Genomic DNA, 26,703 nt, shown 5'->3' on the forward strand with positions numbered 1-26,703 from the left:
GCCTCCCGCGCCGGGCCCGGCAGCGGTGCCTCCGGGCAGGATCGCACACCGCCCCCGACCGCGTCCGCCGATCGCGCGACGCGCGGCCCGATCAGCTCAGGCGCAGGGGGACGACGATGTCGGCGACGATGAGCACGACGCCCATGACCAGCATCGCCAGCCCCACGACGTAGGCGACGGGCAGGAGCTTGGCGACGTCGACGTGCCCGGGGTCGGGCCGCCCGCGAAGCCGGGCGAGGCCGCGCTTGAGGCCCTCGTAGAGCGCGCCGGCGATGTGACCACCGTCGAGCGGCAGCAGCGGCACGAAGTTGAACATGCCGATGAAGAAGTTGAAGCTCGCGACCAGGAACAGCAGCGTGACGACCTTCTCGGTCACCGGGAACGCCTCGCTGGACGCCGCCTCGCCGGCGAACCGACCCCCGCCCACGATGGACACCGGGCTCTCCGGGTCGCGCTCCTGCAGGCCGACGACGGCGCGGCCCACCTCGTAGACCTTCACCGGCAGCTGGCCGAGGGCCTTCAGCGTCTCCGCGGCCATCGTCTTCATCTGCGCGGCGGTGTAGACGAGCCCGCCCGTCTCGAAGCGGGTCTCCGGCTGCACGCCGAGGAAGCCGACCTCGGTGAGCGTCTCGTCCTCGACCGACGTCTGGCGCAGCGTGACGGTGGTGTTGGTGGTCAGCGTGAGCTGCTCGTCGCCGCGGCGCACCTCGATGACGGCGTCGCCGTCGGCGTTGGCGCGGATCTGCGCCTGGAGGCTCTCCCAGTCGCGGAACGGGGTGCCGTTGAAGCTCAGGATCTCGTCGCCGGGCTGGATGCCCGCTTCCTTCGCCGGGGTCGGCGGGTCGTCGGCCGTGCAGGCGCGGCCCTGCTCCTCGACCGGGATGACGCACTCGGGCACGGCCGCGACGACCGGCTCGACGACCTCGTCGCGGGGGTTGCCGTAGGTGGCGAACAGCACGGCGAACAGGCCGAACGCGATGGCGATGTTGACCATCGGGCCGCCCGCCATCACGATCACCTTCTTCCACCACGGGAGGCGGTAGAAGAGGCGGTCGGTGTCGTGCTGCTTGACGTACTCCCACTCCGCGGCGCGGGCGTCGGAGATCAGCTGCGTGAACATCCCGGTGTTGGACCGGCGCACCTTGTGGACGGGCTCGCCGTCCTCGTCGTAGGTCGTCTCCTCGACGAGGTGCTCGGCGCCCGGGGGCAGCATCCCCACGATCTTGACGTAGCCGCCGAGCGGGATGGCCTTGATGCCGTACTCGGTGTCACCGATCGTGCGGCTCCACACGGTCGGCCCGAAGCCGATGAACCACTGCGGCACCTTGCAGCCGAACTTCTTGGCCGGCACGAGGTGTCCGAACTCATGGAGCCCGATCGAGACCAGGATGGCCACGACGAAGGCGACGACACCCAGGGTGTAGAGCAGGGCGGACATGTGTGAGCGTGATCCTTCGGGAGCAGACGTCAGATGAGGGCCGCGGCCTCGGCTCGCGCCCAGGCGTCGGCGGCGAGCACGTCGTCGACGGTGAGGTGCTCCTTCGATGGTACGTCGTGGCGCTCGAGGACGTGGGCGACCGTGACGACGATCTCGTGGAAGCCCAGCCGACCCTCGTGGAAGGCGTCGACGGCGACCTCGTTGGCGGCGTTGTAGACCGCGGGCGCGGTGCCGCCCAGCTCCCCCGCCGCGCGGGCGAGCGTGACGGCCGGGAAGACGACGTCGTCGAGCGGCTCGAAGCGCCAGTCGGCGGCCCGGGTCCAGTCGATGGGCGCCTCGGCGTCGGGGACCCGGTCGGGCCAGCCCATCCCGAGCGCGATGGGCACCAGCATCGTCGGCAGGCCGAGCTGCGCGACCACGGCGCCGTCGACGAACTCCACCATCGAGTGGATGAGCTGCTGGGGGTGGACCACCACGTCGATGCGGTCGAAGGGGATGTCGAAGAGCAGGTGGGCCTCGATGACCTCGAGGCCCTTGTTGACGAGCGTCGCCGAGTTGGTGGTGATCACCCGGCCCATCGCGAAGTTGGGGTGGGCGAGCGCCTGCTCGGGGGTGACCCCGGCCAGCGCGTCGGCCGACCACCCGCGGAACGGGCCGCCGGACGCGGTGAGGACGAGCCGGCGTACCTCGTCGGCGGAGCCCGCGCGCAGGCTCTGCGCGATGGCGCTGTGCTCGGAGTCGACGGGCACGATCTGGCCGGGTCGCGCGCGCTCCTTGACCAACGGACCGCCGATGATCAGCGACTCCTTGTTGGCCAGGGCGAGCGGGGTGCCGGCGTCGAGCGCCGCCAGGGTGGGCCGAAGCCCCACGGCGCCCGTGATGCCGTTGAGCACGACGTCGCACGTGCGTGAGGCGGCCTCGACCGAGGCCTCCTCCCCGAGCCCGGAGAACTCCGGCGCGAACTCCGCGACCTGCGCCTCGAAGAGCTCGGGGTGCGAGCCGCCGGCCGTCAGGCCGACGACGCGGAACCGGTCGGGGTGGGCGCGCACCAGGTCGAGCGCCTGGGTGCCGATCGAGCCGGTGGAGCCGAGGATCACGATGTCGCGCGCAGTCACCCCCGCAGTGTGTCAGCGTCGCCGTCGGGCGTAGGACGTCAGTCGGCCTCCGGCGCGTCGAACGCCCACACCGTCAGCCCGCCGACCTCCACGAGCGCGGCCCCGGCGGGTGCGGACGAGCCGTGGTCGTCGGAGGCGCCGAGGGCGTCGAGCACGGTGAGGGTGTCGGCACCGTGGCGTGACAGCACCGCGTCGCCGGGCACGTCGGCGCACCCGCCCGGGTCCGTACGCCCGGCGCGCAGCGCGACGTCCCACGGCACGTGCTCGCCGTCGACGGTGAACCCGAGACCGCCGGGCCCGCCGCGGACCACGACCTTGCCGGTGGCGCCGGGCGAGTCGTCGTGCTCCACGACCGCGCCCACCCGGGCGGCTGCCAGCACGACCAGCACGCCGGCCTGCTGTGGCACGGAGCCGAGGACCACCCGGTCGCCCACCCCGACGCCGAAGGCGCGGAGCACGCCCGCGCAGGCGGCGACCTCGCTCAGCATCCACGCGAAGGTCCGGGGGGTGCCGTCGAGGACGACCGCGACGTCGTCGGCGTGGCCGCGGACCACGTGGATGTCGAGGGCGTTGTAGCAGGCGTTGAGGGTGCCGGGATCGTCGCCGGACGGGGCCCGGAACCAGGTGACGGCGGCGGTGTCGCGCGTCATCGTCACCCCAGGCCGTTGTCGGCCGTGCGCGCCGGCTTGGCGGGCGTGCGCAGCCAGGCGTCGAAGAACGCGCTGAGGTCGTGCCCGCTGACGCGGGCCGCCAGCTCCTCGAACTCCTCCGTGGAGCCGTTGCCGCCGCGCTGCTCGCGGGTCCAGGCGCGCACGACGCGCCAGAAGGCCTCGTCGCCGACACGGTTGCGCAGGGCCTGCAGCGTCATCGCGCCGCGACCGTAGACGGCCTGGTCGAAGATCCTCGCCGCCCCCGGGTCGCCGACCGGCACGGTCCAGACGTCGGAGCCGGCCGCGATGCTGTCGTAGTAGCTGCGCAGGATCGCGTCGCCCGACCGGCCGCCGTGGGTCTCGGTCCAGCGCCACTCCATGAAGCTGGCGAAGCCCTCGTTGAGCCAGATGTCGGACCAGCCCTCGACGGCGATGTCGTCGCCGAACCACTGGTGCGCGAGCTCGTGCACGACGAGGGTGGTGTAGCCGGCGCCGACCGCCGGATAGGTCGGCCGGGTCTGGTTCTCCAGCGCGAAGCCGGGGTCGAGCCCGGTGGTGATGCCTCCGACGACGGAGAACGGGTAGGGGCCCAGGTCCTTCTCGAGACCCGCGACCACGGCGGGGGTCCGCTTCATCAGCCGCATGCTCGCGCGCTGCTCGTCCTGGCTCAGCTGCTGGGAGACCGCGACCAGCCACGGCAGGCCGCCGCGCCGGCCCTTGGCGATGGTGAAGTCACCGGCTGCGAAGAAGGCCAGGTAGGGCGCCATCGGCTCGTCGGCCCGCCAGTGCCACTCGGTGGTGCTCCTGCCCACGTCACGCCCGCGCAGCTTCCCGTTGGAGACGACCTCGCGGCCGTTGGGCACGCGGATCCTCACGTCGACGAGGGCCTTGTCGAGCGGGTGGTCGTTGGCCGGGAACCACCACGGCGCCATGTGCGGCTCGTTCATCGTGACGACCTCGCGCTTGCTGGCCAGCCAGTTGCGCTCGCCCGCGTAGGCGTACCTGGCCGGCTTGTCGGCGTAGACCACCACGACGGTGTGCTCGGTGCCGGCGGCCAGTGGCTGGTCGGGGGTGATCCGCAGCTCGTGGCCGCCGTCGGTTCTGGTGAAGAGCGCCTTCCGACCGTCGACGCTGACCGCGGACACCCTGAGGAGGAAGTCGAGCGAGAAGCTCGCAAGGTCCTGCGTCGCCGTCAGCTCGATCGTCGTACGACCCGCCAGCCGCTTGGTGGCCAGGTCGTAGCGGTTGGCGATCTGGTAGCGGCGCACGTCGATGCCGCCGTTGCCGTCGAGCGGCCAGTAGGGGTCGCCGATGCCAGGCGCCCCGTCGACGGGAGCCCCCAGGAGCGCCCCCGCGGGAGCGCCTGCGGGCCCGGCGGGGTTGGCGGGGTCGGCGGCGGGAGGGTCGGCGGTCGCCGCGGCGCCGGTGATCCCCACCGCCAGCACCGCGGCGAGCACGGAGGACAGCAGGGGCCGGGAGAGGGCTCGGATGCTCACCGTCCGAACCTAGCGCGAATCAAATGCGTTGCGGGGGGCTCGCCGCGACCGTCAGCATGGACCCGGTGACGCGCGCCCGCGCGTCCGCCCGCCGCGTGCCCGCTGCACGCCGCGCCCCGTGACGAGAGGAGCCGTGACATGTCCATCGCTGTCCTCGGCCTGCCCGCCGACCACCTCTCGCACCCACGGAGCACCCACGTTGTCGCACCTCCCGTCACACCACACGCCCCACCCCGCGTCTGACCCGACGCCCGACCCGCCCGCCCCCGGTTTCCCCGAGGACTTCCTCCGCGCCGACGACCGTCCGCCGATGGAGGACGTCGACGAGTCGTTCGTCTTCGACTACCAGGCCTACGCCGACGAGCTCGGCGAGGGCCAGCGCTGGTCGCGCTGGGAGGACCTCGAGGCCCTGATGAAGGGCCCGGAGCCACGCCCCGACTGGGTCGTGACCTCCAGCGGCGCCATCGACACCGACCTCGGCGTGCTCAAGACCGGCAAGGAGGCCGACGTCTTCCTCATCGAGCGCGCGGACCCCCATCGGCCCGACGAGGCGGTCGTGATGGCCGCCAAGCGCTACCGCGACACCGACCACCGCACGTTCCACCGGGCGGCCTCCTACACCGAGGGCCGGTCGATGAAGCGGTCCCGCGACAACCGTGCCCTCAAGCGCAAGTCCACCTGGGGTCGCCAGGTCGCGGCCGGGGAGTGGGCGGCCTCGGAGTGGAACGCCCTGCGCCGCTGCTGGGAGCTGGGCCTCCCCGTCCCCTATCCGGTGCAGATCGACGAGACCGAGATCGTCATGGAGTGGATCACCCACCGCGTCGACGGCGAGGTCGAGACCGCGCCCCGCGTGGCCCAGGTCCGCCCCGAGCGGGCGCTCGTCGAGAGCTACTACGAGCAGCTGCGCGACGCGCTGACCACCCTCGTCCAGGCCGGTCAGGTCCATGGCGACCTGTCGCCCTACAACACCCTGGCGGCCGGTGACCGGCTCGTGATCATCGACCTGCCGCAGATGGTCGACCTCGTCGGCAACCCGCGCGGCATGGACTTCCTGCTGCGCGACTGCGCCAACATGTGCGCCTGGTTCCGCTCGCGCGGGCTCGAGGCCGACGAGCAGGAGCTGTTCGGTGAGCTGATGGCCCACGCCTTCTGAGGTGCCGCCGGGCACCCTAGGTTGGGGCGCGTGAAGCACACCCACGGACGCGTCGTCGACGTCACGACCCTGGCCGACCTCGACCACAGGCTGGCGGCCGGTGCCCGCTCGCTCTCCGGCTGGCGGCTGCTGGGCCTCGACCTGACCCGGCGCGGCCCGGCCCTGCTGGAGCGCTCGCTCGACCAGGCGCTGTTCCTGGGGTGCGACCTCACCGACGACGACGAGGACGCCGTGCGCCGCGCCGGGGCGGTCGTGCTCCACGAGATCCCCGGGACCCCGGTCGACCCCTACCGCGCGAGCCTCTACTCCCCCGCCGAGCTCTACGACTCACCCCGCTACGCCGCCACCCTCGACGCCCGCGCCTACGCCTGGTCGCGCGGCGACACCAGCGCCGACGACACCCTGGCGATGGCGCTGCACGACCACCACGTCGACGCCGCCCTGGCCGCCTGGGTGGCCGGACGCGACGTGGTCGGCGTGATGGGCGGGCACGCCCTCGAGCGCGGGAGCCCGGCGTACGTCGAGGCGGCGCGCCTCGGGCACGCGCTCGGCGACCACCTCACCGTGGCGACGGGCGGCGGGCCGGGGGCCATGGAGGCGGCCAACCTCGGCGCGTTCGTCCCCGGCGACCTGGCCGGCGCGCTCGCGGCCGTGGCAGCCGTGCCGTCCTTCCGACCCGACGTGGGCGCCTGGGCGCGCACGGCCCTCGACGTCGTCGCCGCCACCGGGACCGGACGCGAGTCGCTCGGCATCCCCACCTGGCACTACGGCCACGAGCCGTCCAACGTGTTCGCCACCTCGATCGCGAAGTTCTTCGCCAACGCTCCCCGCGAGGCCCTGCTGCTCGAGGTGTGCACCGCCGGCATCGTCTTCCTGCCCGGCGCGGCCGGCACCGTGCAGGAGGTCTTCCAGGACGCCTGCGAGAACTACTACGCCGACCTGACCGCGGTCGCCCCGATGGTGCTCGTGGGTCGTCGCCACTGGACCGAGGACCTGCCGGTCTGGCCGTTGCTGCAGGCCCTGGCCGCGGGCCGGGCGATGGAGCCGCACGTCCACCTCGTCGACACCGTCGAGGAGGCCGTCGACGTCGTGCGGGCGGGTGCGGGCCACCGCGCCGGGGGCTGACCGCGCCGGCGCCTGCCACTCCTCGGACTGCTGGCCGACCGCGGGCCGACTGTCGGCCGCTACTCCTTGGCCGCTACTCCTTGGCCGCTACTTCTTGGCCGCTACTCCTTGGCCGCGAGCTGGCCGCAGGCGCCGTCGATCTCGCGGCCGCGGGTGTCACGCACCGTGGTCGGGATGCCCTTGGCCTCGAGCCGGCGGACGAACTCGCGCTCGTCGGCCGGGTCGGACGCGGTCCACTTCGAGCCCTCGATGGGGTTGAGCGGGATCAGGTTGACGTGCACCCACCCCCAGTCGCCGTAGGAGTTGAGCACGTCGGCGAGCAGGTCGGCCCGGTGGGCCTGGTCGTTGATGCCGCGCATCATGGCGTACTCGATCGAGACGCGGCGCTTGGTCTTCGCGGCGTAGTTCCAGGCCGCCTCGACGGTCTCGGCCACGGAGAAGCGGGTGTTGATCGGGACGAGCTCGTTGCGCAGCTCGTCGTCCGGCGCGTGCAGGCTCAGTGCCAGGGTGACCGGGATGCCCTCGTCGGCGAGCTGGTTGATCCGCGGGACCAGGCCGACGGTGGAGACGGTGATGCCGCGCGCGCTCATGCCGAGCCCGGCGGGCGAGGGGTCCGTGAGGCGTCGTACGGCACCGATGACGGCCTTGTAGTTGGCCAGGGGCTCGCCCATGCCCATGAAGACGACGTTGGAGACGCGGCCGGGACCGCCCGGCACCTCGCCACGTGCCATCGACCGGGCGCCTGCGACGACCTGCTCGACGATCTCGGCGGTCGACATGTTGCGCTGCAGGCCGCCCATGCCGGTGGCGCAGAAGGGGCACGCCATGCCACAGCCGGCCTGGCTGGAGACGCACACCGTGGCGCGGTCGGGGTAGCGCATCAGCACCGACTCGACCAGGGCGCCGTCGAAGAGCCGCCACAGCGTCTTGCGCGTGGTGCCCTTGTCGGCCTCCAGGGTGCGCAGCGGCGTCATCAGGTCGGGCAGCAGCGCCGAGACGAGCTCGTCGCGCTGGCCGGCGGGCAGGTCGGTCATCTCGGCCGGGTCGTCGACGAGGCGGGTGAAGTAGTGGTTGCTGAGCTGCTTGGCGCGGAAGCCGGGCAGGCCCATCTCCTCGAGCAGCGCCTTGCGCCCGGCCTCGTCGAGGTCGGCGAGGTGGCGCGGGGGCTTCTTGCGGCCCCGCGGCTCGTTGAACACGAGGGGCAGGGTCGTGATCGGCTGCTGGTCGGTCGGCGTCTCGGACATCGTGGCGATTGTCCCACCCCGGCGGTCGGCGGCGCGATTCGCAGACCGCTCAGCGGGTCAGGCGTCGACCATGAAGTAGAGCACCAGCGACGCGACGCCGCCGACGACGAGGGCGGTCACCACCATGCCGACGAACATGAACTGGGCGAACCGGCGGGTCTTGCGCTTGACGAGCATCGCGATCGGGAGCGCCAGCGCGAGGAGCACGAACGGGAAGAGCCGCTCGGCGGTCTCGTAGGAGAAGAGCAGCCGGAGGATCGCGGCGAACGCCCCGGGCAGCGCGGTGACGAAGAGCATCCCGGCGAAGAAGCCGGTGATGCCCGCGAACGTCGGGTGGCTGTGGTGCCACCACTCGAAGTGCCGTTCGTGCGACACCTCGTGCTCCTGTTGCATCTCCACGCCGACACCCTAGGCGCTCGGGGGTCCCGCCGTGCACGGGGCGCGCGGGGACGGCGACGTCGGAGGGGCGCGCCGGGGTCAGGGATCGACGGTCAGGGATCGACGGTCAGGCTCGACGGTCAGGCTCGACGGTCAGGACGTCGGGCATCGCGAGCGACTCCCACCGGCGCAGGTCGGGCGGCCGGCCGGTGAGGGCGGCGACCACGACCGTCCAGGCCGTGCCGTGGCCGACGAGGACGACGTCGTCGGAGCCGTGCACGTCGAGCACCCGCCGCACGGCGGGCACCACCCGCTCGCGGCACGTCGCGAGCGGCTCCCACCCCGCGACGGCCGGCGCGTCGGGGTCCGCGAACGCCCGGCGGACGGCGCCGGCGAAGTCGTCGACCCACTCCCCCGACCGCTCGTGCTCGCGGAGGTCGTCGAGGATCCCGACGTCGCCGTCGGTGAGCAGCTGGGCGGTCTGCACCGCCTTGGGCTCGGGCGAGGCGAACCACGCCGCCGCCGTGGGCAGGCGCCCGGAGGACCGCAGCGCCCACACGTCGTCGTACGACGCCGGGTCGAGGTCCCACTGGGCGGCGGGGACGGAGCGCCGGATCAGCGGGCGACCGTGGCGGACGAGGTGGAGGGTCACGTCAGAACACGAGGTAGTAGAGGACCAGCCAGATCGGGGCCACCGTGGCCAGCAGGGAGTCGAGCCGGTCCATCAGCCCGCCGTGCCCGGGGATGACGTGGCTCATGTCCTTGACGCCGAGGTCGCGCTTGATCACCGACTCGCACAGGTCGCCGAGGGTCGCCATCACCGCGGCGATCACGCCGAGGAGCACGCCGACCCACCAGTCGCCGCCGAGGAACGCCGTCACCAGCCACACGCCCACCGCGACGGTGGCGGTCATGGACCCGGCGAAGCCCTCCCACGACTTCTTCGGCGAGATGACCGGGGCCATCGGGTGCTTGCCGAACAGCACGCCCGCGACGTAGCCGCCGATGTCGGAGGCGACCGTGATCGCGATGAAGGTGATCACGCCGCGCACGCCCGGGTCGTCGACGTCCAGGCCGAAGCCGGGCGCCGTGCCCCCCTGGCCGAGCAGCAGCGCGACGAACGAGGCGAGGAACGGGACGTAGACGAGCGTGAAGACCGACGCGGTGGCGTTCTTGACGTAGCCGTCGACGCCGCGGCGCAGCAGCCACAGCATCACGACCAGCGCCGTGACCGCGGTGGCGGTCACCAGCGCGGGAGCGCCCCAGACGTAGGCCACCACGACCATCACGACGCCGCCGAGCATCAGCGGCTGCTCCGGCATGTCGATGCCCTTGACCGCGAGGCCGCGGTGCAGCTCCCACACCGCGACCACGACGGCGATCGCGACGATGCCCATGAAGGCGGGCTTCCACAGCACCAGCGACAGCAGGACGGCGCCCACCAGCAGCACACCGGACGTGATGGCTGCCTTGAGGTCGCGGCCGGCACGGCCGTGGGCCGGCTGCGGCGGCGGGGCCGGCGCCGCCGGAGGGTCAGGAGTGGTCATCGATGGGGCGCTCAGACCTCGAGCAGCTCGGCTTCCTTGTGCTTGAGCAGCTCGTCGATCTTGTCGGTGTGGGTCTTGGTGAGGGCGTCGAGGCGCTTCTCGGCACCCGTGACGTCGTCCTGGCCGACCTCGCCGTCCTTCTCGAGCTTCTCCAGGGACTGCTTGGCCGTGCGGCGTACGTTGCGCACCGACACGCGCCCGTCCTCGGCCTTGGACCGGGCGAGCTTGATGAACTCCTTGCGACGCTCCTCGGTCAGCTCGGGGAAGACGCAGCGCAGCACCTTGCCGTCGTTGGCCGGGTTGACCCCGAGGTCGGAGTCGCGGATGGCCTTCTCGATGCTGCCCATCGCGCCCATGTCGAAGGGCTGGATCAGGATCGTGCGAGCGTCCTGGGAGGAGAAGCTCGCCAGCTGCTGGAGCGGGGTCTGGGTGCCGTAGTAGTCGGCCGTGATCTTGGCGAACATCGCCGGGTTGGCGCGACCGGCCCGGATCGCGGCGAACTCCTCGCGCGTCGACTCGACCGACTTGCCCATCTTGGCGTCGGCATCGTTCATGACGTCCTTGATCACGGTGTGCTCTCTCTCCTCGTACGTCGTGGTGCGGGTGGGCTCGGGCCCGGTCAGGCCGAGCTGCTCACCAGCGTGCCGATCTTCTCACCCCGCACCGCCCGCACGATCGTGCCGGGCGTGGAGAGGTTGAAGAAGACGATGTCCATCCGGTTGTCGCGGGCCATCGCGATGCCGGTCGCGTCGGCGACCTTGAGGTCGCGGGCGAGGTACTCGTCGTAGGTGAGGCGGTCGAACTTCACCGCCGCGGGGTTGGTCTTGGGGTCGGAGTCGTAGACGCCGTCGACGCCCTGCTTGCCCATCAGGATGACCTCGCACCGCGTCTCCAGCGCCCGCTGGGCGGCGACGGTGTCGGTCGAGAAGAAGGGCATGCCGGCGCCGGCGCCGAAGATCACGACGCGGCCCTTCTCCATGTGGCGGATCGCCCGGCGCGGGATGTAGGGCTCGGCGACCTGGCCCATGGTGATCGCGGTCTGCACGCGCGTCTCGACGCCGTGCTTCTCGATGAGGTCCTGGAGGGCCAGGCAGTTCATCACCGTGCCGAGCATGCCCATGTAGTCGGCGCGGGCCCGCTCCATGCCCCGCTGCTGCAGCTCGGCGCCGCGGAAGAAGTTGCCCCCTCCGACGACGATCGCGATCTGCACGCCCGACTTGGCGACCTCGGCCACCTCGCCCGCGAGGGCGTTGATGACGTCGAGGTTCAACCCCACCTCGCCTCCGCCGAACACTTCACCGGAGAGTTTGAGGAGGACTCGCTTGTACGCCACGTGCATCCCTTCGAGCGCCTGGGTGGTCACCCGAAACCTACCGGACCCGGCGGTGCCCGACGAACCGAGCGGCTCCCGGGGGTGGGGTGGGACACCTCGCGGTCGACCCCGCCTCCCGACGTGCGACGAGGGGCCGTACGCCGGTGGCGTACGACCCCTCGTCGGGTGTCTCGGGTGGGGCTGGCTCAGGCGCCGACCTCGAAGCGGGCGAACCGCTTCACGGTGGTGCCGGCCTCGTCCAGGACGGCCTTGACCGACTTCTTGGACTCGGTGACCGACTCCTGCTCGAGCAGCACGATCTCCTTGAAGAAGCCACCGAGGCGACCCTCGACGATCTTCGCGATCGCCTGCTCGGGCTTGCCCTCGTCGCGGGTCTTCTGCTCGGCGATCGAGCGCTCGGACTCGACGACGTCGGCGGGCACCTCGTCGCGGGTGAGGTACTGGGCACGCATCGCGGCGATCTGCATCGCGGCTGCGCGGGCTGCGGCCTCGTCGCCCTCGAACTCCACCAGCACGCCCACGGCGGGCGGCAGGTCGGCGGCACGCTTGTGCATGTAGGTGACGGTGTTGCCGTCGAAGTAGGCGACGTCGCCCAGCTCGATCTTCTCGCCGATGGTGATGGCGAGGTCCTCGATGACCTCGCCGACGGTCTTGCCGTCGAGCTCGGCGGCCTTGAGGGCCTCGGTGTCGGTGGCCTTGACGGCGTTGGCGACGTCGGCGATCTGCTGGGCCTTGGCGATGAACTCCTCGTTCTTCGCGACGAAGTCGGTCTCGCTCTTGAGCTCGACCAGCGCGTTGCCCGAGGTGGCGACGAGGCCGGCGGCGGTCTCGCGCTCGGCCCCGCGGGCGGCGGCCTTGGCGGCACCCTTGACGCGGAGCAGCTCGACGGCCTTGTCGAAGTCGCCGTCCGTCTCGGTCAGCGCCTTCTTGCAGTCCATCATCCCGGCCTGGGTGAGCTCGCGGAGCTTCTTGACGTCGGCAGCGGTGAAGTTGGCCATGGTCCTTCTTCCTTGCAGTTCGGTGGATGCGGACGCGGCGGCGCGCAGGTCGTGCGCGCCGCCGCGATCGGGGACGATCAGGCCGTGGGCTCGTCGGTGGCGGGCTCGGCGTCCTTCACGGCCGCGGCGGTGTCGACCGAGGCGGCCTCGGCCGCAGCGGCGTCGACGTCGGCGTTGACCTCGACGGCGACCTCGGCGGCCGGGGCGTCGCTCCCGGCGGCAGGCGCGTCGGTCGCGGCCTCGGCGGCGGCGTCGGCCTGCGGGGCCTCGGCAGCGGCACCGGTGGCCTCGGAGGCCGGGGTCTCGGCGGCGGCGTCACCGGTGGCGGCCGCAGCAGCCTTCTCGGCGTCACCCGCGAGGAGCTCGCGCTCCCACTCGGCGAGGGGCTCCTCGGCACCGACGGCGCCCTCGGCCGTGCCGGACTTGGCGCCCGAGCGGGCGATGAGGCCCTCGGCGACGGCGTCGGCGACCACGCGGGTCAGCAGGCCGACCGCGCGGATGGCGTCGTCGTTGCCCGGGATCGGGAAGTCGACGACGTCGGGGTCGCAGTTGGAGTCGAGGATGCCGATGATCGGGATCCGCAGCTTGCGGGCCTCCTCGACGGCCAGGTGCTCCTTGTTGGTGTCGACGATCCACACGGCCGAAGGAACCTTCGTCATGTCGCGGATGCCGCCGAGCGTCTTGTCGAGCTTGGTGCGCTCCCGCTTCATCTGCAGGAGCTCCTTCTTCGTGCGGTTGGAGCCGGCGACGTCGTCGAAGTCGATCTCGTCGAGCTCCTTGAGGCGGTTGATCCGCTGGTGCACGGTCTGGAAGTTGGTGAGCATGCCGCCGAGCCAGCGCTGGTTGACATAGGGCATCCCGACGCGCGTCGCCTGCTCGGCGATGGCCTCCTGGGCCTGCTTCTTGGTGCCGACGAACATCACGACACCGCCCTTGGCGACGGTCTCCTTGACGAACGCGTAGGACCGGTCGATGTAGGCGAGCGACTGCTGCAGGTCGATGATGTAGATGCCGTTGCGCTCGGTCATGATGAAGCGCTTCATCTTCGGGTTCCAGCGACGGGTCTGGTGACCGAAGTGGACGCCGCTCTCGAGCAGCTGGCGCATGGTGACGACTGCCATGGGTTCTCCTGTGGTGACGGAGGCGCTCGCCGACGTGCCCGACCTTGCGACAGGTCGGACCGGGAGCGGGCTCCTGATGTTTTCAGTTGCTGCGCCCGGCGGGTGCCGGGAGCCCTGACGCTCGCGCGCCGGTCCGATCACGCCGGCGGGACCGGCGCGAACTGAGGACCGACGCCCACGGGCGGTCCGGAACCAGGGATGCATTCCGACGCGGTCTGCGAGCGTGCGAAGTCAGTCCGGGTGGACTGCTCCGCACATCGTAAGCCCGCCCCTCCCCGCGGGGCCAATCGCAGCGAGTGCTCGCTCGAGCGTGGGCCGAGCGTGGGCCGAGCGGTCGGGCTCGAGCCCTCCCGGCCGGCCGGACGCGTCCGCGGGACGTCCACAGGTCGGCCCTTGCGGCCCTCGTCCACAGGCCGCTGCGCCGGCGCGGTCGCGGCGCGCATCGTCGGGCGAGGGTGGAGCGCATGCGAGCCCTCCTCGGCGCCGTGCTCGGCGCGCTCCTGATGACCGTCACGCTCGGCGCGTCCCCGTCCGGCGCGGGCCCTTCCGACGGAGCGGTCGACGAGCCGACCGGCGTCTGGCCGCTCGACCCCGAGCCCGACGTCGTACGCCCCTTCGAGCCGCCGCCCCACCCCTACGCCGCCGGCCACCGCGGCGTCGACCTCGCCGGGGCGCCCGGCCAGGCCGTGCGCGCGGCACTGCCGGGCACGGTGGGGTTCGCCGGCTCGATCGGCGGCAAGCCGGTGGTGAGCGTGCTGCACGGCGGCCGCCGGACGACCTACGAGCCGGTCGTGGCGTCCGTCGAGCGCGGCCAGGAGGTGGCCGCCGGGGAGCTGATCGGCCGCCTCGTGATCGCCGACGGGCACTGCGTCCCCGCCGCCTGTCTGCACTGGGGCCTCGTCGAGGGGGACGGCGACGACCGGGTCTACCTCGACCCGCTGTCGCTCGTCGGCGGAGGACCCGTGCGGTTGCTGCCCCTGTGGCGCGACGAGCCCGCGACCCTCCGGCTGCCGTGGAGCCCGCCACTGTCGCGCTGGCGGCGCCCGGTGGACTGGCTCGCCTGAGCACTCCCCCGCCCGCCGGGCACCGCCCGCCCCTCCCTGCGTCATCCGGACCGGCATCCCTCAGCGCGGTCTCGTAGGACCGCTCAGGCCCGGGGGTGCGCCTGCTGGTAGGCCCGTCGCAGCCGGTCGGTCGTGACGTGGGTGTAGAGCTGGGTCGTCGCCAGCGAGGCGTGCCCGAGCAGCTCCTGGACCGACCGCAGGTCGGCGCCGCCCTCGAGGAGGTGGGTGGCCGCCGTGTGCCGCAGGCCGTGCGGCCCGATGTCGGGTGCGCCGGGCACGTCGGCGATGCGGCGGTGGACGAGCTCGCGCACGGCGCGCTGGTCGATGCGGCGCCCACGCACCCCCAGGAACAACGCCGGACCAGACCCCTCGACGCGCAGGTGCGGACGGCCGACCCGCAGCCAGCGGTCGACGGCCTTGCCGGCCGGGGCGCCGTAGGGCACGGAGCGCTCCTTGCGGCCCTTGCCGAAGACGCGCACGACGCGGCGCTCGGCGTCGAGGTCGTCGATGTCGAGCCCGACGAGCTCCCCGACGCGGATCCCGGTGGCGTAGAGCAGCTCGAGCATCGCGACGTCGCGCACCCCGACCGGGGTGCCGTCGTCGGCGAGGTCGGCGGCGGACCTGATCAGGGCCTCGGCCTCGTCGGCGCGCAGCACCGGCGGGAGCGTCTTGTGCTTCTTCGGCGACCCGAGCGCCGCACCGGGATCGGCGTCCAACCGGCCCGTGCGGTGCAGCCAGGCGGTGAAGACGCGCGCAGCCGTGGCGCGGCGCGCGATGGTGGTGCGGCTGCGGCCGGTCGTCTGCAGCCGCGCCAGCCAGCTGCGCAGGGTGCGGAGGTCGAGGTCGGACACCTCGGTGATGCCGAGCCGGTCGCAGTGGTCGAGCAGGCCGGCGATGTCGCCGAGGTAGGCCCGCACCGTGTGGGGCGCGAGGTCGCGCTCGGAGACGAGATGGCGTTCGTAGTCGCCGAGCAGCCGCACCATGGCCTCGGACAGGCCGCTCGCGGCCTCGGCGTCCGCGCCGCCCTCGGCGTCCGCGCCGCCCTCGGCGTCCGCGCCGCCCTCGGCCTCGGGGGCGGCCTCGCCGGCCTCGGGGGCGGCCTCGCCGGCCTCGGAGGCGGCCTCGCCGGCCTCGGAGGCGGCCTCGGGGGCGGCCGCGCGGGTCCCTTCGTTGCTCACTCCGGCAGCCTAGGCGCGCGGCTGGCCGTCACGTGTCAGGCGCGAGTCGCCACCCGCCCTCCTCGTAGCGGACGAAACGCTTGGTCAGCAGCCGCTGGAGGGCTGCCTCGGTCTGGCGGATGTGCAGCGAGGCCAGGCGGGCGATCGAGTCCACACTGGCCGGGGCGCCGACCGGCACCCACTCCAGCACCTGTCGGTCGACGGGGCCGAGCGTGTCGCGCGGTCGTCGCTCACCGCGTCGCACGTCGACGAGGTGCTCGCCGGACTCGCCGATCAGCTCGAGGACCTCGGCGCCGTCGCTCACCACCGTGGCGCGCCCCTCCCTGAGCCATTGGTTGACCCCCTGCGAGGTGTAGCTCGTCACCGGGCCCGGCACGCCCATGACCGGCCGGTTGAGCGCCTCGGCCCACGCCGCGGTGCTGAGCGCGCCGCTGCGCAGGGCGGCCTCGACGAGCACGGTGCCGCGAGTCAGGGCGGCGATCAGCCGGTTGCGCGCGAGGAAGCGCGGCCGGGTGGGGGCGGACCCCGGGGGTTGCTCCGAGATCACGGCGTACTCGGCTGCGAGGTGCGTGAGCAGGGGGCGGTTCTGCGCCGGGTAGACCCGGTCGACGCCGCACGCCAGGACTGCCGCTGTCGTCCCTCCGGCCCCGAGGGTCGCGTCGTGGGCGACGAAGTCGATGCCGATCGCGCCACCTGAGACCACCGGCACGCCTGCTGCGGCGACGCGGTCGCAGAGTCCGCGGGTCACCTCCATGCCGTAGACCGACGCGGTGCGGGAGCCGACCACGGCGGCGGACGTCGCGAGCTCGGTGAGGGGCATCGGGCCCCTCACCCACAGCCCCGGTGGAGTCCCGCCCACACCCTGGTCGGTGATGGCGTCGTCGAGCTGGTCGAGCGGGGTCGGCCACTCGGGGTCGCCGGGGACGAGGAACCGGATGCCGCACTTCGCGGCCTGCTCGAGCCGGCGGGCCGGGTCGACCTGCTCGAGGCGCTCGGCCAGGCAGCTGTCGGACTTGGGCACCAGGAGGTCCTCCAGCGTTCGGACGGCACCGATCTGCCGGACGAGCGACGACGTCCTGCCGTCGCCCGGCTCGACACCGCAGCTGAGCACGACCCGGGCGAGTCGTTCGGCGTCGGCGGCCAGGCTCTGGTCGCCGGTCATGACGCCGCCACCGAGACCACGCGCGCCGGCAGGCTCCGGGCCGCGTCGTCGGACCTGAGCGCAAGCGCGATCTCCGCCTCACGGACGCCGGGTCGACACACACCCGCACAGTCGGCGACCGTCCAGGCCAGCCTCTGCACGCGGGTGAGCCCGCGGCGGGTCAGCGTGCCGTCGGCCAGCGCCGCGTCGATCAGTGCCTGGGCCGCGGGCTCGAGCGGCCAGCGCTCGGCGAGGACGGGCCCGGGGCAGGAGGAGTTGAGGAGCCAGGCACAGTCGCGGTAGCGGCGGTCCTGGCGCTGCCGCGCCTCGGCCACCCGGGCCCGCACGTCGGCCGACGACTCGGGCTCCGACCCGAACGACACGGCCCGGCGCCGGCGTTGGGGGCGTACCTCCATCCAGATGTCGACCCGGTCGAGGATCGGCCCGGTGAGCTTGCGGCGGTAGTGGGAGCGCTGCACCTCGCTGCAGTCGCAGCTGCCGCCCGACATGCCGTGGAAGTTGCCGCACGGGCAGGGGTTGGCCGCCAGGACCACCAGGGAGCGCGCCGGATAGGTGGCCGACTCCTCGCCCCGGGCGATGGTCACCTCGCCCGACTCCAGGGGCTGGCGCATCGCCTCGACGACGTCGGCGCGGAAGTGCGGGAACTCGTCGAGGAACAGGACCCCGTGGTGGGCGAGACTCACCTGACCGGGGCGGACCCTGCCGGTGCCGCCACCGAGCACGCTCGCCGCGGTCGCGGAGTGGTGCGGGGCGAACCACGGAGGTCGGCGCAACAGGCCGCTTCCGTGCGGGAGCGCACCCGCGACCGAGTGCAGGGCCGTCACCTCGAGCGCCTGCTCGGTGGTGAGGTCGGGCAGAATCGTCGGGATACGCTCCGCGATCGACGTCTTGCCCGTCCCCCGCGGGCCGATCAGCATCATCGGGTGGCCGCCGGCCGCCGCCACCTCGACGGCGTAGCGGACGTCCTCCAGCCCGTCGAGGTCGCGCAGGTCGAGGTCGGCCAGGCGGTCGTCGCCGCGCCACGTCGCCAGTGGGCTGGCAGACGGGGCGACCACCGGCGGCGCCTCGGGCACCTCGACCCCGCGGAGCACGGCGGACACCTGCGCGAGCGACCGGACGCCGAACACGGTCATGCCGGGCACCAACGCCGCCTCGGCAGCCTGCGGCTCGGGCACGAACACCCGGCTGATGCCGTGGGCGGCCGCTGCGATGACCATGGGCAGCACCCCGGGCACCGGCCGCAGCCCGCCGGCGACGGACAGCTCGCCGATGAAGGCCCACCCCTCGAGCAGGTCGGGCGTCAGCTCCTGCTGCGACTTGTCGGCGGCGAGGACGGCGATCGCGATCGCGAGGTCGTAGTGGGTGCCGCGCTTGGGCAGGTCGGCGGGGGCCAGCAGGATCGTGACCCGCTTGGTCGCCGGCCAGCGCCCGCAGTCGTTGTTGATCGCCATGCGCACCCGGTCGCGGGCCTCCGACAGCGTCTTGTCGACGCGGCCGATGATCGTGGTGGTGACCAGGCCCGGGGAGACGTCGACCTGGACGTCGATGACGTGGCCGTCGGCACCCTTGAGCGCCAGCGAGCGGGCGGTCGCGAAGGCCATCAACCGATCCCCTCGACGTGCTCGACCTCGACCGGTCGGCCGTGCGGGGTGAGCACGCCGACCAGGTCGATGCGGACATCGTCGGGATGGCAGTCGTGGGCCAGCAGCCACCGGGCGGCCAGGCGCCGCAGCCGGTCGGCCTTGCGCCGGTCGATCGCCTCCAGCGGCGTGCCGAAGTCGGTGGACGTGCGGGTCTTGACCTCACAGACCACCAGGACGTCGCCGTCGCGCAGGACGAGGTCGATCTCGCCTGCGTCGCAGCGCCAGTTGCGGTCGAGCAGGACCAGGCCGAGCCCGGTGAGGTGTCGGACCGCGATGCTCTCGCCGCGCGCCCCCAGTCGGCGGCGATGCTCGGCGGCGGCGTCGAGCGCGAAGGGAGAGGCGGCAGCGGGTCGGGCCATCGTGGGTGCCTTCCGGTGGGCGGGTCGGTGAGCACCCAGCACACCGCGACCCTCCGACGCCCCTCGACGGTCGGGCCGTCAGCCTGTGGAGGACGGCCGGACCAGGGCGCCTGTGGACGCTCCGCGGCCAGGTCGGTGGCACCGCGGTCGCGGCGAGGCGTCGTACGACCCACGGCACGAGGCCCGACCCTGGAGGCCCGACCTGGAGGCCCGTTCTGACACTTGGAGGCGGTGGCAACCCCCTCCAGGTGTCGGAGTCCCCGCTCGAGCGGGGACTCCGACGACACGCGAGCGGGGACTCCGACGACACGCGGCGGGGACTCCGACGACACGCGGCGGGGACTCCGACGACACGCGGCGGGGACGCCGACGACGCGCGCCGGCACGAGCCCGGCGACGGGACCGGCAGGACGGCCGGGTCAGTCCTTGGGAGGGTCGATGTCCTGGGGAGCGAGCTCCTCGACGTTGACGTCCTTGAACGTCAGCACCTTGACGTTCTTGGCGAATCGGGCGGGGCGGTACATGTCCCAGACCCAGGCGTCGGTCATCGACACCTCGAAGAACACGTCGCCGCTCTCGGAGCGCGCCTTCACGTCGACCTGGTTGCACAGGTAGAAGCGCCGGTCGGTCTCCACGACGTACTTGAAGATGCCGACGACGTCGCGGTACTCGCGATAGAGGGTGAGCTCCATCTCGGTCTCGTACTTCTCGAGATCCTCGGCGCTCATGCGTCCTCCTCGGTGGTGCTGCCCGTCCCACGGCCGAGACTAGCCACCTCGTCCCCGGCCACCGCCTCCAGGCCCGCCGCGCGGCGCACGTTGACGAACCGCATCCGGTGGACCGGAGAGGGGCCGTGCTCGGCGAGCGCCGCCTCGTGCTCGGCGGTGACGTAGCCCTTGTGGGTGCGGAAGTCGTAGTGGGGCCACTCGTCGTGGAGCCCGACCATGAGCCGGTCGCGGGTCACCTTGGCGATCACGGAGGCCGCGGCGATGCAGGCGGCCACCCGGTCGCCCTTCCAGACCGCGAGCCCCGGCACGCCGAGGCCGTCGACGGGGAACCCGTCGGTGAGGACGTACGACGGGCGCGTCTCCAGGCGCGCCACCGCGCGCCTGAGGGCCTCGACGTTGGCGACGTGCATGCCGAGCCGGTCGCACTCCTCGCTGTCCACCACCACCACCGACCACGCCAGCGCGCGGCGCACCACCTGCGCGTAGACACGCTCGCGGGCGGCCTCGGTGAGGAGCTTGCTGTCGGCCAGCCCCGGGACGATGCCCGCCTTCCCCGGCGGCAGGACGACCGCGCCCGCGACCAGGGGGCCGGCGCACGCGCCGCGGCCCGCCTCGTCGACCCCGGCGACGGGCGCCAGGCCGGCCCGGCGCAGCGCGCGCTCGTAGCCGTAGATCCCGGCGTCGCGGCGCACGGTGAAGCCGCCCGGAAGCGGCTCGGGCGGCAGGTGGGACACGGCGGTCACGAGGACGGTGCCGGCACGTCCTCGAACGTGTCGGGACGGGTGTTCCAGCGGAAGCGGTCGGCCGGCCACAACAGCACGAAGACCTTGCCGACGACGAGGTCGACCGGGACGAACTCGTCGCCCGGCACGCACTCGGTCTCGTCGCTGCGGCACATCTTCTGCGAGCTGTCGGCCGAGCGGGACCGGTTGTCGCCCATCACGAAGACGTGGCCGTCGGGGATCGGGCCGACCGACCAGTCCTCGTCGCAGGCGCCGTTGGTCGGCATCGGGCCGTTGCAGCTCGCGCCGCCGCGCTTGACGTAGGCCGACTCGTCGAGCGGCGTGCCGTTGACGATGAGGCGGCCCTTGTCGTCGCAGCACTCGATGGTGTCGCCGGCGACGCCGATGACGCGCTTCACGAGGTGGCCGCCGGTCGGGTAGAGGCCGACCTTCGCCATCGCCTTCGCGACCGGGTTGGTGGGACCGGCCGAGTCGACCGGCGGCAGCCAGCCACCGGGGTCCTTGAACACCACGACGTCGCCGCGCTCGGGCTCGCCGTCGCCCCAGTAGGAGACCTTCTGGATCAGGATCCGGTCGTTGAGGATCAGTCCCGGCTCCATCGACTCCGAGGGGATGTAGAAGGCCTGGACGAAGAACGTCTTGATGACGATCGCGAGCACCAGCGCGACGCCGAGCAGGAGGATCGTCTCCTGCCACAGCGGGAGCTGCTTGCGCTTGCCGCGGCCGGCCTTCGGTCCGGCCTCCGGGCGGGCGCCGCCGGTCATCGCGGGGCCCTCCTCCGAACGCGACGACCGCGGTCCCTCGCCCGTCGAGAGGGACGAAGAACCGCGGTCATCAGAAGTCACTCGCAGAGACTAACGAGTCCCTGGTCGGGTCCACGCCGGGGGCGTGGCTCGACGGATCACGCCTCGCGGCGCTCCTTGATCTTGGCGGCCTTGCCGCGCAGGTTGCGCAGGTAGTAGAGCTTGGCGCGACGCACGTCACCGCGGGTGACGACCTCGAGCTTCTCGAAGATCGGGGAGTTGACCGGGAAGGTGCGCTCGACGCCGACGCCGAAGGAGACCTTGCGCACGGTGAAGGTGCGGCCGATGCCCGAGCCGTGGACGCGGATCACGACGCCCTGGAAGACCTGGACACGCGAGCGGCTGCCCTCGATGACCTTGACGTGGACCTTGACGGTGTCGCCGGCGCGGAAGTCCGGGACGTCGTCACGCTTGATGGCGGTGCCGAGTTCGGCGATGACGTTGGTCATGTCGTTGCTCCTCGCGGGTGCCACAGGTCAGCCGCGGATCGTGGTGGTGATGGACTTGGCTGGTGCCCGGTGCGGCCGGCCGGTGCGCCCCCTGTGGCAGGTGCGGTGCGGCGGGACCCCGGAGCGCGCATCGGAGGATGCGACCGGGCGACCCTGGCCTCGAGCGGACCAAGGGTGAAGTCTGCCAGAGCGAGCGCGTCAGCGTGAAATCCGGCGCCGGACCTGCTTGGTCAGCACCACGGCTCCCGGCGGGGAGGGACGATCCGCACGCAGCCGGAAGCCGGCCTTCTTGTACATCCGGAGGTTGTCGGTCGAGCCCGCCCCCGTGAACAGCACGTAGGTCGTCGCGTCGGGCGGCGCGAGCCCCTCGACGAGCTCGAGGAGCGCGCGGCCCAGCCCGCGGCCCTGCAGGTCGGGGGCGACCATGATCCGGCCGATGTCCCACTCGCCGTGGGAGTCGAGGCGACCCCGCACGGCGCCCACCAGGCGGCCCGAGGAGGGCTCGCGGGCCACCATGACGGTCCACTCCCCCAGCCCGCGGCGTACGTCGTCGAGCGACTCGCGCAGCGCCGGGATCTCGACCCCGGGGTTGGCCTCGAGCTCCTGGAGCCAGCAGGCCCGCTGGAGCGTGTAGAGCTCGCCGGCGTCAGCGGGCACGGCCGGGCGTACGTCGAGCTCGCCCAGCGCGCCGACGAGCGCGTCGGCCCGCAGCAGGTCGGGCCGACGCTCGGCGGTGCGGTGGACGGCCTGCTCGCGGCGCCACGCCTCGATCCGGGCGTGGTCGCCCGAGAGCAGCACCTCCGGGACCTCGCGTCCCTGCCAGGACGCGGGCTTGGTGTAGACGGGGTACTCCAGGAGCCCGTCGGCGTGCGACTCCTCGACGAGCGACTCGGCGTTGCCCATGAAGCCTGGCAGCAGCCGCACGACCGCCTCGGTGATGGCCAGCGCGGCCACCTCTCCCCCGTTGAGGACGTAGTCCCCGAGGGAGACTTCGCGCACCGTGCCCACGGTCGCGGCGTGCTCGATGACCCGCTGGTCGATGCCCTCGTAGCGTCCGCACGCGAAGACCAGGTGCTCGTGCCCGCTCAGCTCGTGGGCCAGCGCCTGGGTGAACGGCTCGCCGCTGGGCGTCGTGAAGACGATCGTCGCCCCCGCCGCCACGGCGTCCAGCGCCCGTCCCCACGGCTCCGGCTTCATGACCATCCCGGCGCCGCCGCCGTAGGGGGTGTCGTCGACGGTGCGGTGCCGGTCGGTGGTCCACTGCCGCAGGTCGTGGACCGCGACGTCGAGCAGGCCGCGGTCCTGGGCCTTGCCCGGCAGGCTCAGCCCGAGCGGGGCGAGGTAGTCGGGGAAGATCGTGACGACGTCGATCCTCACGACTCGTCCCCGTCGGTGACCTCGTCGGGGACCTCGTCGGGGACCTCGTCGGGGAACGGTGAGACCAGACCGGGGCGGTCGGCGACGACGACCCGGCCGGCAGCGAGGTCGACCTCGGGCACCAGCGCGGACACGAACGGCACGAGCGTGTCGCGGCCGGCGGGCGTGCGGACCGTCAGCAGGTCCTGGGCGGAGCCGCGCACGAGCGCCGTGACGGTGCCGAGCGGGCTCCCGTCGACGTCGACCACGTCGAGTCCCACGAGCTGGTGGTCGTAGAACTCGTCGGGGTCCTCGGGGGTCTCGTCGCGGCCGATGGTGGCGTGGAGGACCGTGCCCCGCACGGCCTCGGCGGCGTTGCGGTCGGCGAGCTCCTCAAAGGTCACGAGGAGGGTGCTCTGGTGCCAGCGGGCGCGGGCGACGGTCAGGCTGCCGGGGCGCCGGTCGGCACCGGCCGGGGCCTCCGCGCGCAGGGTCGCCCCCGGGGCGAAGCGACGGTCGGGCTCGTCGGTGCGTACGTCGAGGGTGACCTCGCCGCGGATCCCGTGGGGCTTGCCGATGCGCCCGACCACGACCTCGACATCGCCAGCGTTGTCCTCGTTCACGCGCCGAGGCTATCGCCGCCCGGGCGATCCCCGGGAAATGCCGGACGGGCACCACCCCCGCTGGGATGGTGCCCGTCCGTGAGGCTGTCGGTCGCTCAGCGGCGCCGGTCGGTGTCGACGAAGTCGACCCGCGCGCCGCCCCGACCCGCGAGGGCCGAGACGACGGTGCGGAAGGCGGTCGCGGTGCGGCCGTTGCGGCCGATCACCTTGCCGAGGTCGTCGGGGTGGACCCGGACCTCGAGGATGGAGCCGCGACGCAGCTGCTTGTCGCGGACGACGACATCGTCGGGGTGGTCGACGATGCCCCGCACCAGGTGCTCGAGCGCCTCGGCGAGCACGATCAGGCCTGCTTGTCCGCGGCCGAGACGTTCTCGAGGTCGGCGTTGGCGTCCGCAGCGCCCTCGGGCGTCTCGGAGGCCGGCACCTCGGCGGGCGCCTCGGCCTTGTCGGACTTGGCGTCGGACTTGGCGTCGGACTTGGCGTCAGCCTTGTCGTCAGCCTTCTCGGCCTTCTTCTTCGAGGTCACCGCGCCGCCCTTGGACTCGGCGGAGACCTCCTTGAGGGCCTCGTTGAAGATGTCGAGCTTGGAACGCTTGGGCTCCTTGACCCGGAGGGTCCCCTCGGTGCCCGGCTGACCCTTGAACTTCTGCCAGTCACCGGTGATCTTCAGGATCGCCTCGACGGCCTCGGAGGGCTGTGCGCCCACGCCGAGCCAGTACTGCGCCCGGTCGGAGACGACGTCGATGTAGGACGGGTCCTCCTTCGGGTGGTACTTGCCGATCTCCTCGAGGACCTTGCCGTCGCGCTTCTTGCGCGAGTCGACGACGACGATGCGGTACTGCGGCACCCGGATCTTGCCCAGGCGCTTCAAGCGAATCTTGACGGCCACGTTTGTGGTGTCTCCTCAGAAATTGTCGTGGGTGAGGGACCGTTGCCAGGTGGGGTCACCGGTGCGGGTCACTCGAAGGGCGCTGCGTGCTCGGAGAGAGGGTCCGGGCACGCAGGACACAACGACTGATTCTGCCAGAGGCGACGCACGACGACCAATCCGCCCTCGATCAGCAGTCGGTGGGCTCCTCGACGTTGACGCACGTGTCGTCCCCCTCGTCGCCGTAGGCCGTGTCGACACCGTCCCCACCGTCGATGTGGTCGTCGCCCCGGGTGCCCCACACGCGGTCGTCGCCGGCGCCCATCACGGCATGGAGCGGGATCGATCCCCGCGGGGCCACGTCGAGGGTCTCGTCGGCCGCACCGCCGAGGAAGTCGATCCTGAAGCCGGGGTCGAGCACGAGCCTGCGGATGCCGGCGATCCGGGCGTCGACAGGCCCCCCGGCGAGGGTGAGCGTGAGCAGGCCGGCCGGGACGTCGACACGGATCGGCAGGCCTGCCTGCGTGGCGTCCAGCGGCCCCGGGTCCAGGGACAGGTGGTTCTCCGCGCCGGGCCCCAGGTCGTACGACGCCCCGGGCCGGTCGGTGGCCGGGGCGACGACCGTGTCGCTGGCCGGGCCCGTCTCGAGCGTGACCGGGCCCCGGCCGCGGAGGGTGACGTCGTCCGCGCCCCTGCCCGTGGTGATCCGGTCCGCACCGGACGCGGCCCGTACGACATCTGCTCCCCTGCCCGTGTCGACCACGTCGTCGTCGGACAGCGACGTACGGCCCTCGCGGTAGAAGTCCGCGCCGCCGAGCAGCACCACCGTGTCGTCGCCGGGGCCGGCGTCGACGTCGTCGGCCCCCTCCGTCCCCCGGATGGTGTCGTCGCCCGCCCCGGTGCGCACCGACAGGCGGGGCACGCGCCGGAAGACGTCCTCGCCCTGGCCGGTCGCGGTGCCGACAGCGAGGTCGACGACCACCGCTCCCGGCGCCGAGCGGAACTCGACCCGGTCGCGGACGAGGTCCTCGGCCGCCGGAGTGGCAGGACCGACGTCGAGCACGTCGTCGCCGGCGCCGCCGTCGAGCACGTCGCCGAAGACGTGGACCCCGCCCCGGTCGGCGCGCCAGTCGTTGCCCTCTCCGAGCAGCCGGTCGTCCCCGGAGCCGCCCTGGATCACGTCACCGCCGGGGCCGCCGCAGACGAGGTCGTCGCCTCCGCGGGCGTCGATGTGGTCGCGCCCGGCGAGGGCGACGATGACGTCGGCGCGCGGGGTGCCGACCAGCCGGTCGGCACCCGCGGTGCCGACGATCGTCGCGACCCGGCCTGCGCACCGGGGCGCGGCGGCGGACGGCGTCGACCCGGCCGGCGCGACCGGCACCAGGAGGCTCGCGACGGCGAGCGTCACGACCGCTCCCCTACCTGACGTACGACGCATCCCTGACCCCCCGATCCGGTGGCGCCGACCCTAGTCGTCCAGACCGATGAAGGCACGCACTGCGTCGGCGCCGGTGACGCGGATCGGCTCGGCGCCCCGGACGAATGTCTCGGGCGTCAGCACCAGTCCCTGGTTGAGCGCGAGCTCGCCCTCGCGGCGCTTGATCCGGCTCACCGCGGTGGGCCGGTAGCCGACCTTGCGCGAGACGCCCAGCGAGGCGGGGTTGTCGAGGAACGCCGCGGAGGTGATCTCCTCGAACCCGAGGTGGTCGAAGAGCAGGGCGCACATCGCCTGCCGCATGGCGGTGCCCAGGCCGCGACCCTGGTGCTCGCGCCCCAGCCACGAGCCGGTCTCACCGGTCCGGGTCACCGGGAAGTGCTTCGCGGCGACGCCCTGGCAGCCGATCACCCGGCCGTCGAGCAGCACGGCGAGGTCGAGGCAGAAGTCGTCCGGGGAGAACGTCGCCCGCTTGCCCCAGTGGTAGGCGGCGGTGTTGCGGGCCAGCCGGCCCGGAGGGGCGGCCGTCCACGGGAAGTAGAACGGCATCTCCTCGGGGTCGTGGATGCCGGCCTCGGCGAGGTCGCACACCTCGAGGATCAGCTCGTCGGTGAGTCCGCGCAGCTCGAGCGGGCCGGCCACCACGTGGAGGCCGAGGGGCGGGAAGAGGTCGACGAGGGTGCTCACGAGCCCG

At 72.9% G+C, this 26,703-nt stretch carries 29 protein-coding genes; 3 read left to right on the forward strand and 26 right to left on the reverse strand.

Annotated features, from left to right (window positions below; genetic code table 11):
• Window positions 1-91: 91 nt before the first annotated feature.
• Genes JX575_RS12430 through JX575_RS12445 form a run of 4 tightly spaced genes read right to left on the reverse strand, consistent with a single transcriptional unit; the run spans window position 92 to window position 4,699 of the window.
• Window positions 92-1,438, reverse strand: coding sequence for a site-2 protease family protein (locus tag JX575_RS12430; protein WP_186340951.1), 1,347 nt, complete (start codon window positions 1,436-1,438; stop codon window positions 92-94).
• Window positions 1,439-1,467: 29 nt separating this feature from the next.
• Window positions 1,468-2,553 carry a 1-deoxy-D-xylulose-5-phosphate reductoisomerase gene (locus tag JX575_RS12435; RefSeq protein WP_186340950.1) on the reverse strand — a complete coding sequence of 362 codons (1,086 nt, stop codon included), beginning with the start codon at window positions 2,551-2,553 and terminating at the stop codon, window positions 1,468-1,470.
• A 38-nt stretch (window positions 2,554-2,591) separates the two neighbouring features.
• Window positions 2,592-3,203: a hypothetical protein gene (locus tag JX575_RS12440; RefSeq protein WP_186340949.1), complete on the reverse strand. Its 612-nt coding sequence runs from the start codon at window positions 3,201-3,203 to the stop codon at window positions 2,592-2,594.
• Between the two features lie 2 nt (window positions 3,204-3,205).
• Window positions 3,206-4,699 carry a M1 family metallopeptidase gene (locus JX575_RS12445; RefSeq protein WP_186340948.1) on the reverse strand — a complete coding sequence of 498 codons (1,494 nt, stop codon included), beginning with the start codon at window positions 4,697-4,699 and terminating at the stop codon, window positions 3,206-3,208.
• A gap of 310 nt (window positions 4,700-5,009) precedes the next feature.
• Here JX575_RS12445 and JX575_RS12450 point away from each other — a divergent pair, with 310 nt between their 5' ends.
• On the forward strand, window positions 5,010-5,852 hold the full coding sequence (locus JX575_RS12450; protein ID WP_186340947.1) for an RIO1 family regulatory kinase/ATPase: 843 nt from the start codon (window positions 5,010-5,012) through the stop codon (window positions 5,850-5,852).
• Between the two features lie 30 nt (window positions 5,853-5,882).
• Window positions 5,883-6,977 carry a Rossmann fold nucleotide-binding protein gene (locus JX575_RS12455; protein ID WP_186340946.1) on the forward strand — a complete coding sequence of 365 codons (1,095 nt, stop codon included), beginning with the start codon at window positions 5,883-5,885 and terminating at the stop codon, window positions 6,975-6,977.
• Between the two features lie 101 nt (window positions 6,978-7,078).
• On the opposite strand, the gene rlmN is transcribed toward JX575_RS12455, so the two are convergent.
• The 8 genes from rlmN to rpsB form a co-directional block, all read right to left on the reverse strand.
• Entirely contained in the window at window positions 7,079-8,221 is a 1,143-nt protein-coding gene (rlmN, locus tag JX575_RS12460; protein ID WP_186340945.1) for a 23S rRNA (adenine(2503)-C(2))-methyltransferase RlmN, read from the reverse strand.
• A gap of 57 nt (window positions 8,222-8,278) precedes the next feature.
• Window positions 8,279-8,614 carry a hypothetical protein gene (locus JX575_RS12465; protein WP_186341254.1) on the reverse strand — a complete coding sequence of 112 codons (336 nt, stop codon included), beginning with the start codon at window positions 8,612-8,614 and terminating at the stop codon, window positions 8,279-8,281.
• 112 nt (window positions 8,615-8,726) lie between these two features.
• Window positions 8,727-9,251: a histidine phosphatase family protein gene (locus tag JX575_RS12470; protein ID WP_186340944.1), complete on the reverse strand. Its 525-nt coding sequence runs from the start codon at window positions 9,249-9,251 to the stop codon at window positions 8,727-8,729.
• Window position 9,252: 1 nt separating this feature from the next.
• On the reverse strand, window positions 9,253-10,146 hold the full coding sequence (locus tag JX575_RS12475) for a phosphatidate cytidylyltransferase (RefSeq protein ID WP_186340943.1): 894 nt from the start codon (window positions 10,144-10,146) through the stop codon (window positions 9,253-9,255).
• A gap of 11 nt (window positions 10,147-10,157) precedes the next feature.
• Complete coding sequence (frr, locus tag JX575_RS12480; protein ID WP_206054637.1) at window positions 10,158-10,712, reverse strand: ribosome recycling factor; 555 nt, start codon at window positions 10,710-10,712, stop codon at window positions 10,158-10,160.
• Between the two features lie 53 nt (window positions 10,713-10,765).
• On the reverse strand, window positions 10,766-11,485 hold the full coding sequence (gene pyrH, locus JX575_RS12485; protein WP_186341253.1) for a UMP kinase: 720 nt from the start codon (window positions 11,483-11,485) through the stop codon (window positions 10,766-10,768).
• Window positions 11,486-11,664: 179 nt separating this feature from the next.
• Window positions 11,665-12,477, reverse strand: a complete 813-nt coding sequence (gene tsf / locus JX575_RS12490) for a translation elongation factor Ts (protein ID WP_186340941.1) — start codon at window positions 12,475-12,477, stop codon at window positions 11,665-11,667.
• Window positions 12,478-12,554: 77 nt separating this feature from the next.
• Complete coding sequence (gene rpsB, locus JX575_RS12495) at window positions 12,555-13,598, reverse strand: 30S ribosomal protein S2 (protein ID WP_186340940.1); 1,044 nt, start codon at window positions 13,596-13,598, stop codon at window positions 12,555-12,557.
• A 464-nt stretch (window positions 13,599-14,062) separates the two neighbouring features.
• Here rpsB and JX575_RS12500 point away from each other — a divergent pair, with 464 nt between their 5' ends.
• Window positions 14,063-14,662 carry a peptidoglycan DD-metalloendopeptidase family protein gene (locus JX575_RS12500; protein WP_186340939.1) on the forward strand — a complete coding sequence of 200 codons (600 nt, stop codon included), beginning with the start codon at window positions 14,063-14,065 and terminating at the stop codon, window positions 14,660-14,662.
• 83 nt (window positions 14,663-14,745) lie between these two features.
• Here JX575_RS12500 and JX575_RS12505 read toward each other — a convergent pair whose 3' ends face one another.
• From JX575_RS12505 to JX575_RS12570, 14 genes are all read right to left on the reverse strand, one after another.
• Complete coding sequence (locus JX575_RS12505) at window positions 14,746-15,645, reverse strand: tyrosine recombinase XerC (protein WP_186341252.1); 900 nt, start codon at window positions 15,643-15,645, stop codon at window positions 14,746-14,748.
• A gap of 223 nt (window positions 15,646-15,868) precedes the next feature.
• The gene (gene dprA, locus JX575_RS12510; protein ID WP_186340938.1) at window positions 15,869-17,002 is read right to left on the reverse strand and encodes a DNA-processing protein DprA; all 1,134 of its coding nucleotides are present in this window, start codon (window positions 17,000-17,002) and stop codon (window positions 15,869-15,871) included.
• The gene (locus JX575_RS12515; protein ID WP_186340937.1) at window positions 16,999-18,603 is read right to left on the reverse strand and encodes a YifB family Mg chelatase-like AAA ATPase; all 1,605 of its coding nucleotides are present in this window, start codon (window positions 18,601-18,603) and stop codon (window positions 16,999-17,001) included. The genes dprA and JX575_RS12515 overlap by 4 nt, the downstream gene beginning before the upstream one ends.
• The gene (locus tag JX575_RS12520; protein ID WP_186340936.1) at window positions 18,603-19,004 is read right to left on the reverse strand and encodes a YraN family protein; all 402 of its coding nucleotides are present in this window, start codon (window positions 19,002-19,004) and stop codon (window positions 18,603-18,605) included. Before JX575_RS12520 ends, JX575_RS12515 begins: the two co-directional genes overlap by 1 nt.
• Before the next feature lie 419 nt (window positions 19,005-19,423).
• Window positions 19,424-19,732, reverse strand: a complete 309-nt coding sequence (locus tag JX575_RS12525) for a DUF2469 domain-containing protein (RefSeq protein WP_172259171.1) — start codon at window positions 19,730-19,732, stop codon at window positions 19,424-19,426.
• A complete protein-coding gene (locus JX575_RS12530; RefSeq protein WP_241005138.1) occupies window positions 19,729-20,475 on the reverse strand; it encodes a ribonuclease HII in 747 nt (248 codons plus the stop codon). The genes JX575_RS12525 and JX575_RS12530 overlap by 4 nt, the downstream gene beginning before the upstream one ends.
• Window positions 20,472-21,239, reverse strand: coding sequence for a signal peptidase I (gene lepB, locus JX575_RS12535; protein ID WP_186340935.1), 768 nt, complete (start codon window positions 21,237-21,239; stop codon window positions 20,472-20,474). The genes JX575_RS12530 and lepB overlap by 4 nt, the downstream gene beginning before the upstream one ends.
• Window positions 21,240-21,376: 137 nt before the next feature.
• Window positions 21,377-21,727 carry a 50S ribosomal protein L19 gene (gene rplS / locus JX575_RS12540; RefSeq protein WP_186340934.1) on the reverse strand — a complete coding sequence of 117 codons (351 nt, stop codon included), beginning with the start codon at window positions 21,725-21,727 and terminating at the stop codon, window positions 21,377-21,379.
• 198 nt (window positions 21,728-21,925) lie between these two features.
• Window positions 21,926-23,104 carry a tRNA (guanosine(37)-N1)-methyltransferase TrmD gene (trmD, locus tag JX575_RS12545; protein ID WP_186340933.1) on the reverse strand — a complete coding sequence of 393 codons (1,179 nt, stop codon included), beginning with the start codon at window positions 23,102-23,104 and terminating at the stop codon, window positions 21,926-21,928.
• Window positions 23,101-23,706, reverse strand: coding sequence for a ribosome maturation factor RimM (gene rimM, locus JX575_RS12550; RefSeq protein WP_186340932.1), 606 nt, complete (start codon window positions 23,704-23,706; stop codon window positions 23,101-23,103). Before rimM ends, trmD begins: the two co-directional genes overlap by 4 nt.
• A 95-nt stretch (window positions 23,707-23,801) precedes the next feature.
• Window positions 23,802-24,044 (reverse strand): RNA-binding protein, encoded by a 243-nt coding sequence (locus JX575_RS12555; protein ID WP_091196877.1) that lies wholly within the window; start codon window positions 24,042-24,044, stop codon window positions 23,802-23,804.
• A gap of 2 nt (window positions 24,045-24,046) precedes the next feature.
• Complete coding sequence (gene rpsP, locus JX575_RS12560) at window positions 24,047-24,595, reverse strand: 30S ribosomal protein S16 (protein ID WP_186340931.1); 549 nt, start codon at window positions 24,593-24,595, stop codon at window positions 24,047-24,049.
• Window positions 24,596-24,764: 169 nt separating this feature from the next.
• Entirely contained in the window at window positions 24,765-25,982 is a 1,218-nt protein-coding gene (locus tag JX575_RS12565) for a hypothetical protein (RefSeq protein WP_186340930.1), read from the reverse strand.
• 60 nt (window positions 25,983-26,042) lie between these two features.
• Window positions 26,043-26,696, reverse strand: coding sequence for a GNAT family protein (locus JX575_RS12570; RefSeq protein ID WP_241005139.1), 654 nt, complete (start codon window positions 26,694-26,696; stop codon window positions 26,043-26,045).
• Between the last annotated feature and the right edge of the window lie 7 nt (window positions 26,697-26,703).

It is taken from the genome of Nocardioides sp. zg-1228 (assembly GCF_017086465.1).
Classification (GTDB): Bacteria; Actinomycetota; Actinomycetes; order Propionibacteriales; family Nocardioidaceae; genus Nocardioides.

What these genes read in the sequence shown, in the direction of transcription:
- JX575_RS12440 (WP_186340949.1), bottom strand. Translation starts at nt 3,203, where the DNA reads ATGACGCGCGACACCGCCGCCGTCACCTGGTTCCGGGCCCCGTCCGGC.
- JX575_RS12430 (WP_186340951.1), bottom strand. Translation starts at nt 1,438, where the DNA reads ATGTCCGCCCTGCTCTACACCCTGGGTGTCGTCGCCTTCGTCGTGGCC.
- JX575_RS12450 (WP_186340947.1), top strand. Translation starts at nt 5,010, where the DNA reads ATGGAGGACGTCGACGAGTCGTTCGTCTTCGACTACCAGGCCTACGCC.
- rplS (WP_186340934.1), bottom strand. Translation starts at nt 21,727, where the DNA reads ATGACCAACGTCATCGCCGAACTCGGCACCGCCATCAAGCGTGACGAC.
- JX575_RS12465 (WP_186341254.1), bottom strand. Translation starts at nt 8,614, where the DNA reads ATGCAACAGGAGCACGAGGTGTCGCACGAACGGCACTTCGAGTGGTGG.
- JX575_RS12515 (WP_186340937.1), bottom strand. Translation starts at nt 18,603, where the DNA reads ATGGCCTTCGCGACCGCCCGCTCGCTGGCGCTCAAGGGTGCCGACGGC.
- JX575_RS12520 (WP_186340936.1), bottom strand. Translation starts at nt 19,004, where the DNA reads ATGGCCCGACCCGCTGCCGCCTCTCCCTTCGCGCTCGACGCCGCCGCC.
- dprA (WP_186340938.1), bottom strand. Translation starts at nt 17,002, where the DNA reads ATGACCGGCGACCAGAGCCTGGCCGCCGACGCCGAACGACTCGCCCGG.
- rpsB (WP_186340940.1), bottom strand. Translation starts at nt 13,598, where the DNA reads ATGGCAGTCGTCACCATGCGCCAGCTGCTCGAGAGCGGCGTCCACTTC.
- JX575_RS12525 (WP_172259171.1), bottom strand. Translation starts at nt 19,732, where the DNA reads ATGAGCGCCGAGGATCTCGAGAAGTACGAGACCGAGATGGAGCTCACC.
- JX575_RS12505 (WP_186341252.1), bottom strand. Translation starts at nt 15,645, where the DNA reads ATGGTGCGGCTGCTCGGCGACTACGAACGCCATCTCGTCTCCGAGCGC.
- JX575_RS12500 (WP_186340939.1), top strand. Translation starts at nt 14,063, where the DNA reads ATGCGAGCCCTCCTCGGCGCCGTGCTCGGCGCGCTCCTGATGACCGTC.
- JX575_RS12475 (WP_186340943.1), bottom strand. Translation starts at nt 10,146, where the DNA reads ATGACCACTCCTGACCCTCCGGCGGCGCCGGCCCCGCCGCCGCAGCCG.
- rlmN (WP_186340945.1), bottom strand. Translation starts at nt 8,221, where the DNA reads ATGTCCGAGACGCCGACCGACCAGCAGCCGATCACGACCCTGCCCCTC.
- lepB (WP_186340935.1), bottom strand. Translation starts at nt 21,239, where the DNA reads ATGACCGGCGGCGCCCGCCCGGAGGCCGGACCGAAGGCCGGCCGCGGC.
- tsf (WP_186340941.1), bottom strand. Translation starts at nt 12,477, where the DNA reads ATGGCCAACTTCACCGCTGCCGACGTCAAGAAGCTCCGCGAGCTCACC.
- pyrH (WP_186341253.1), bottom strand. Translation starts at nt 11,485, where the DNA reads ATGCACGTGGCGTACAAGCGAGTCCTCCTCAAACTCTCCGGTGAAGTG.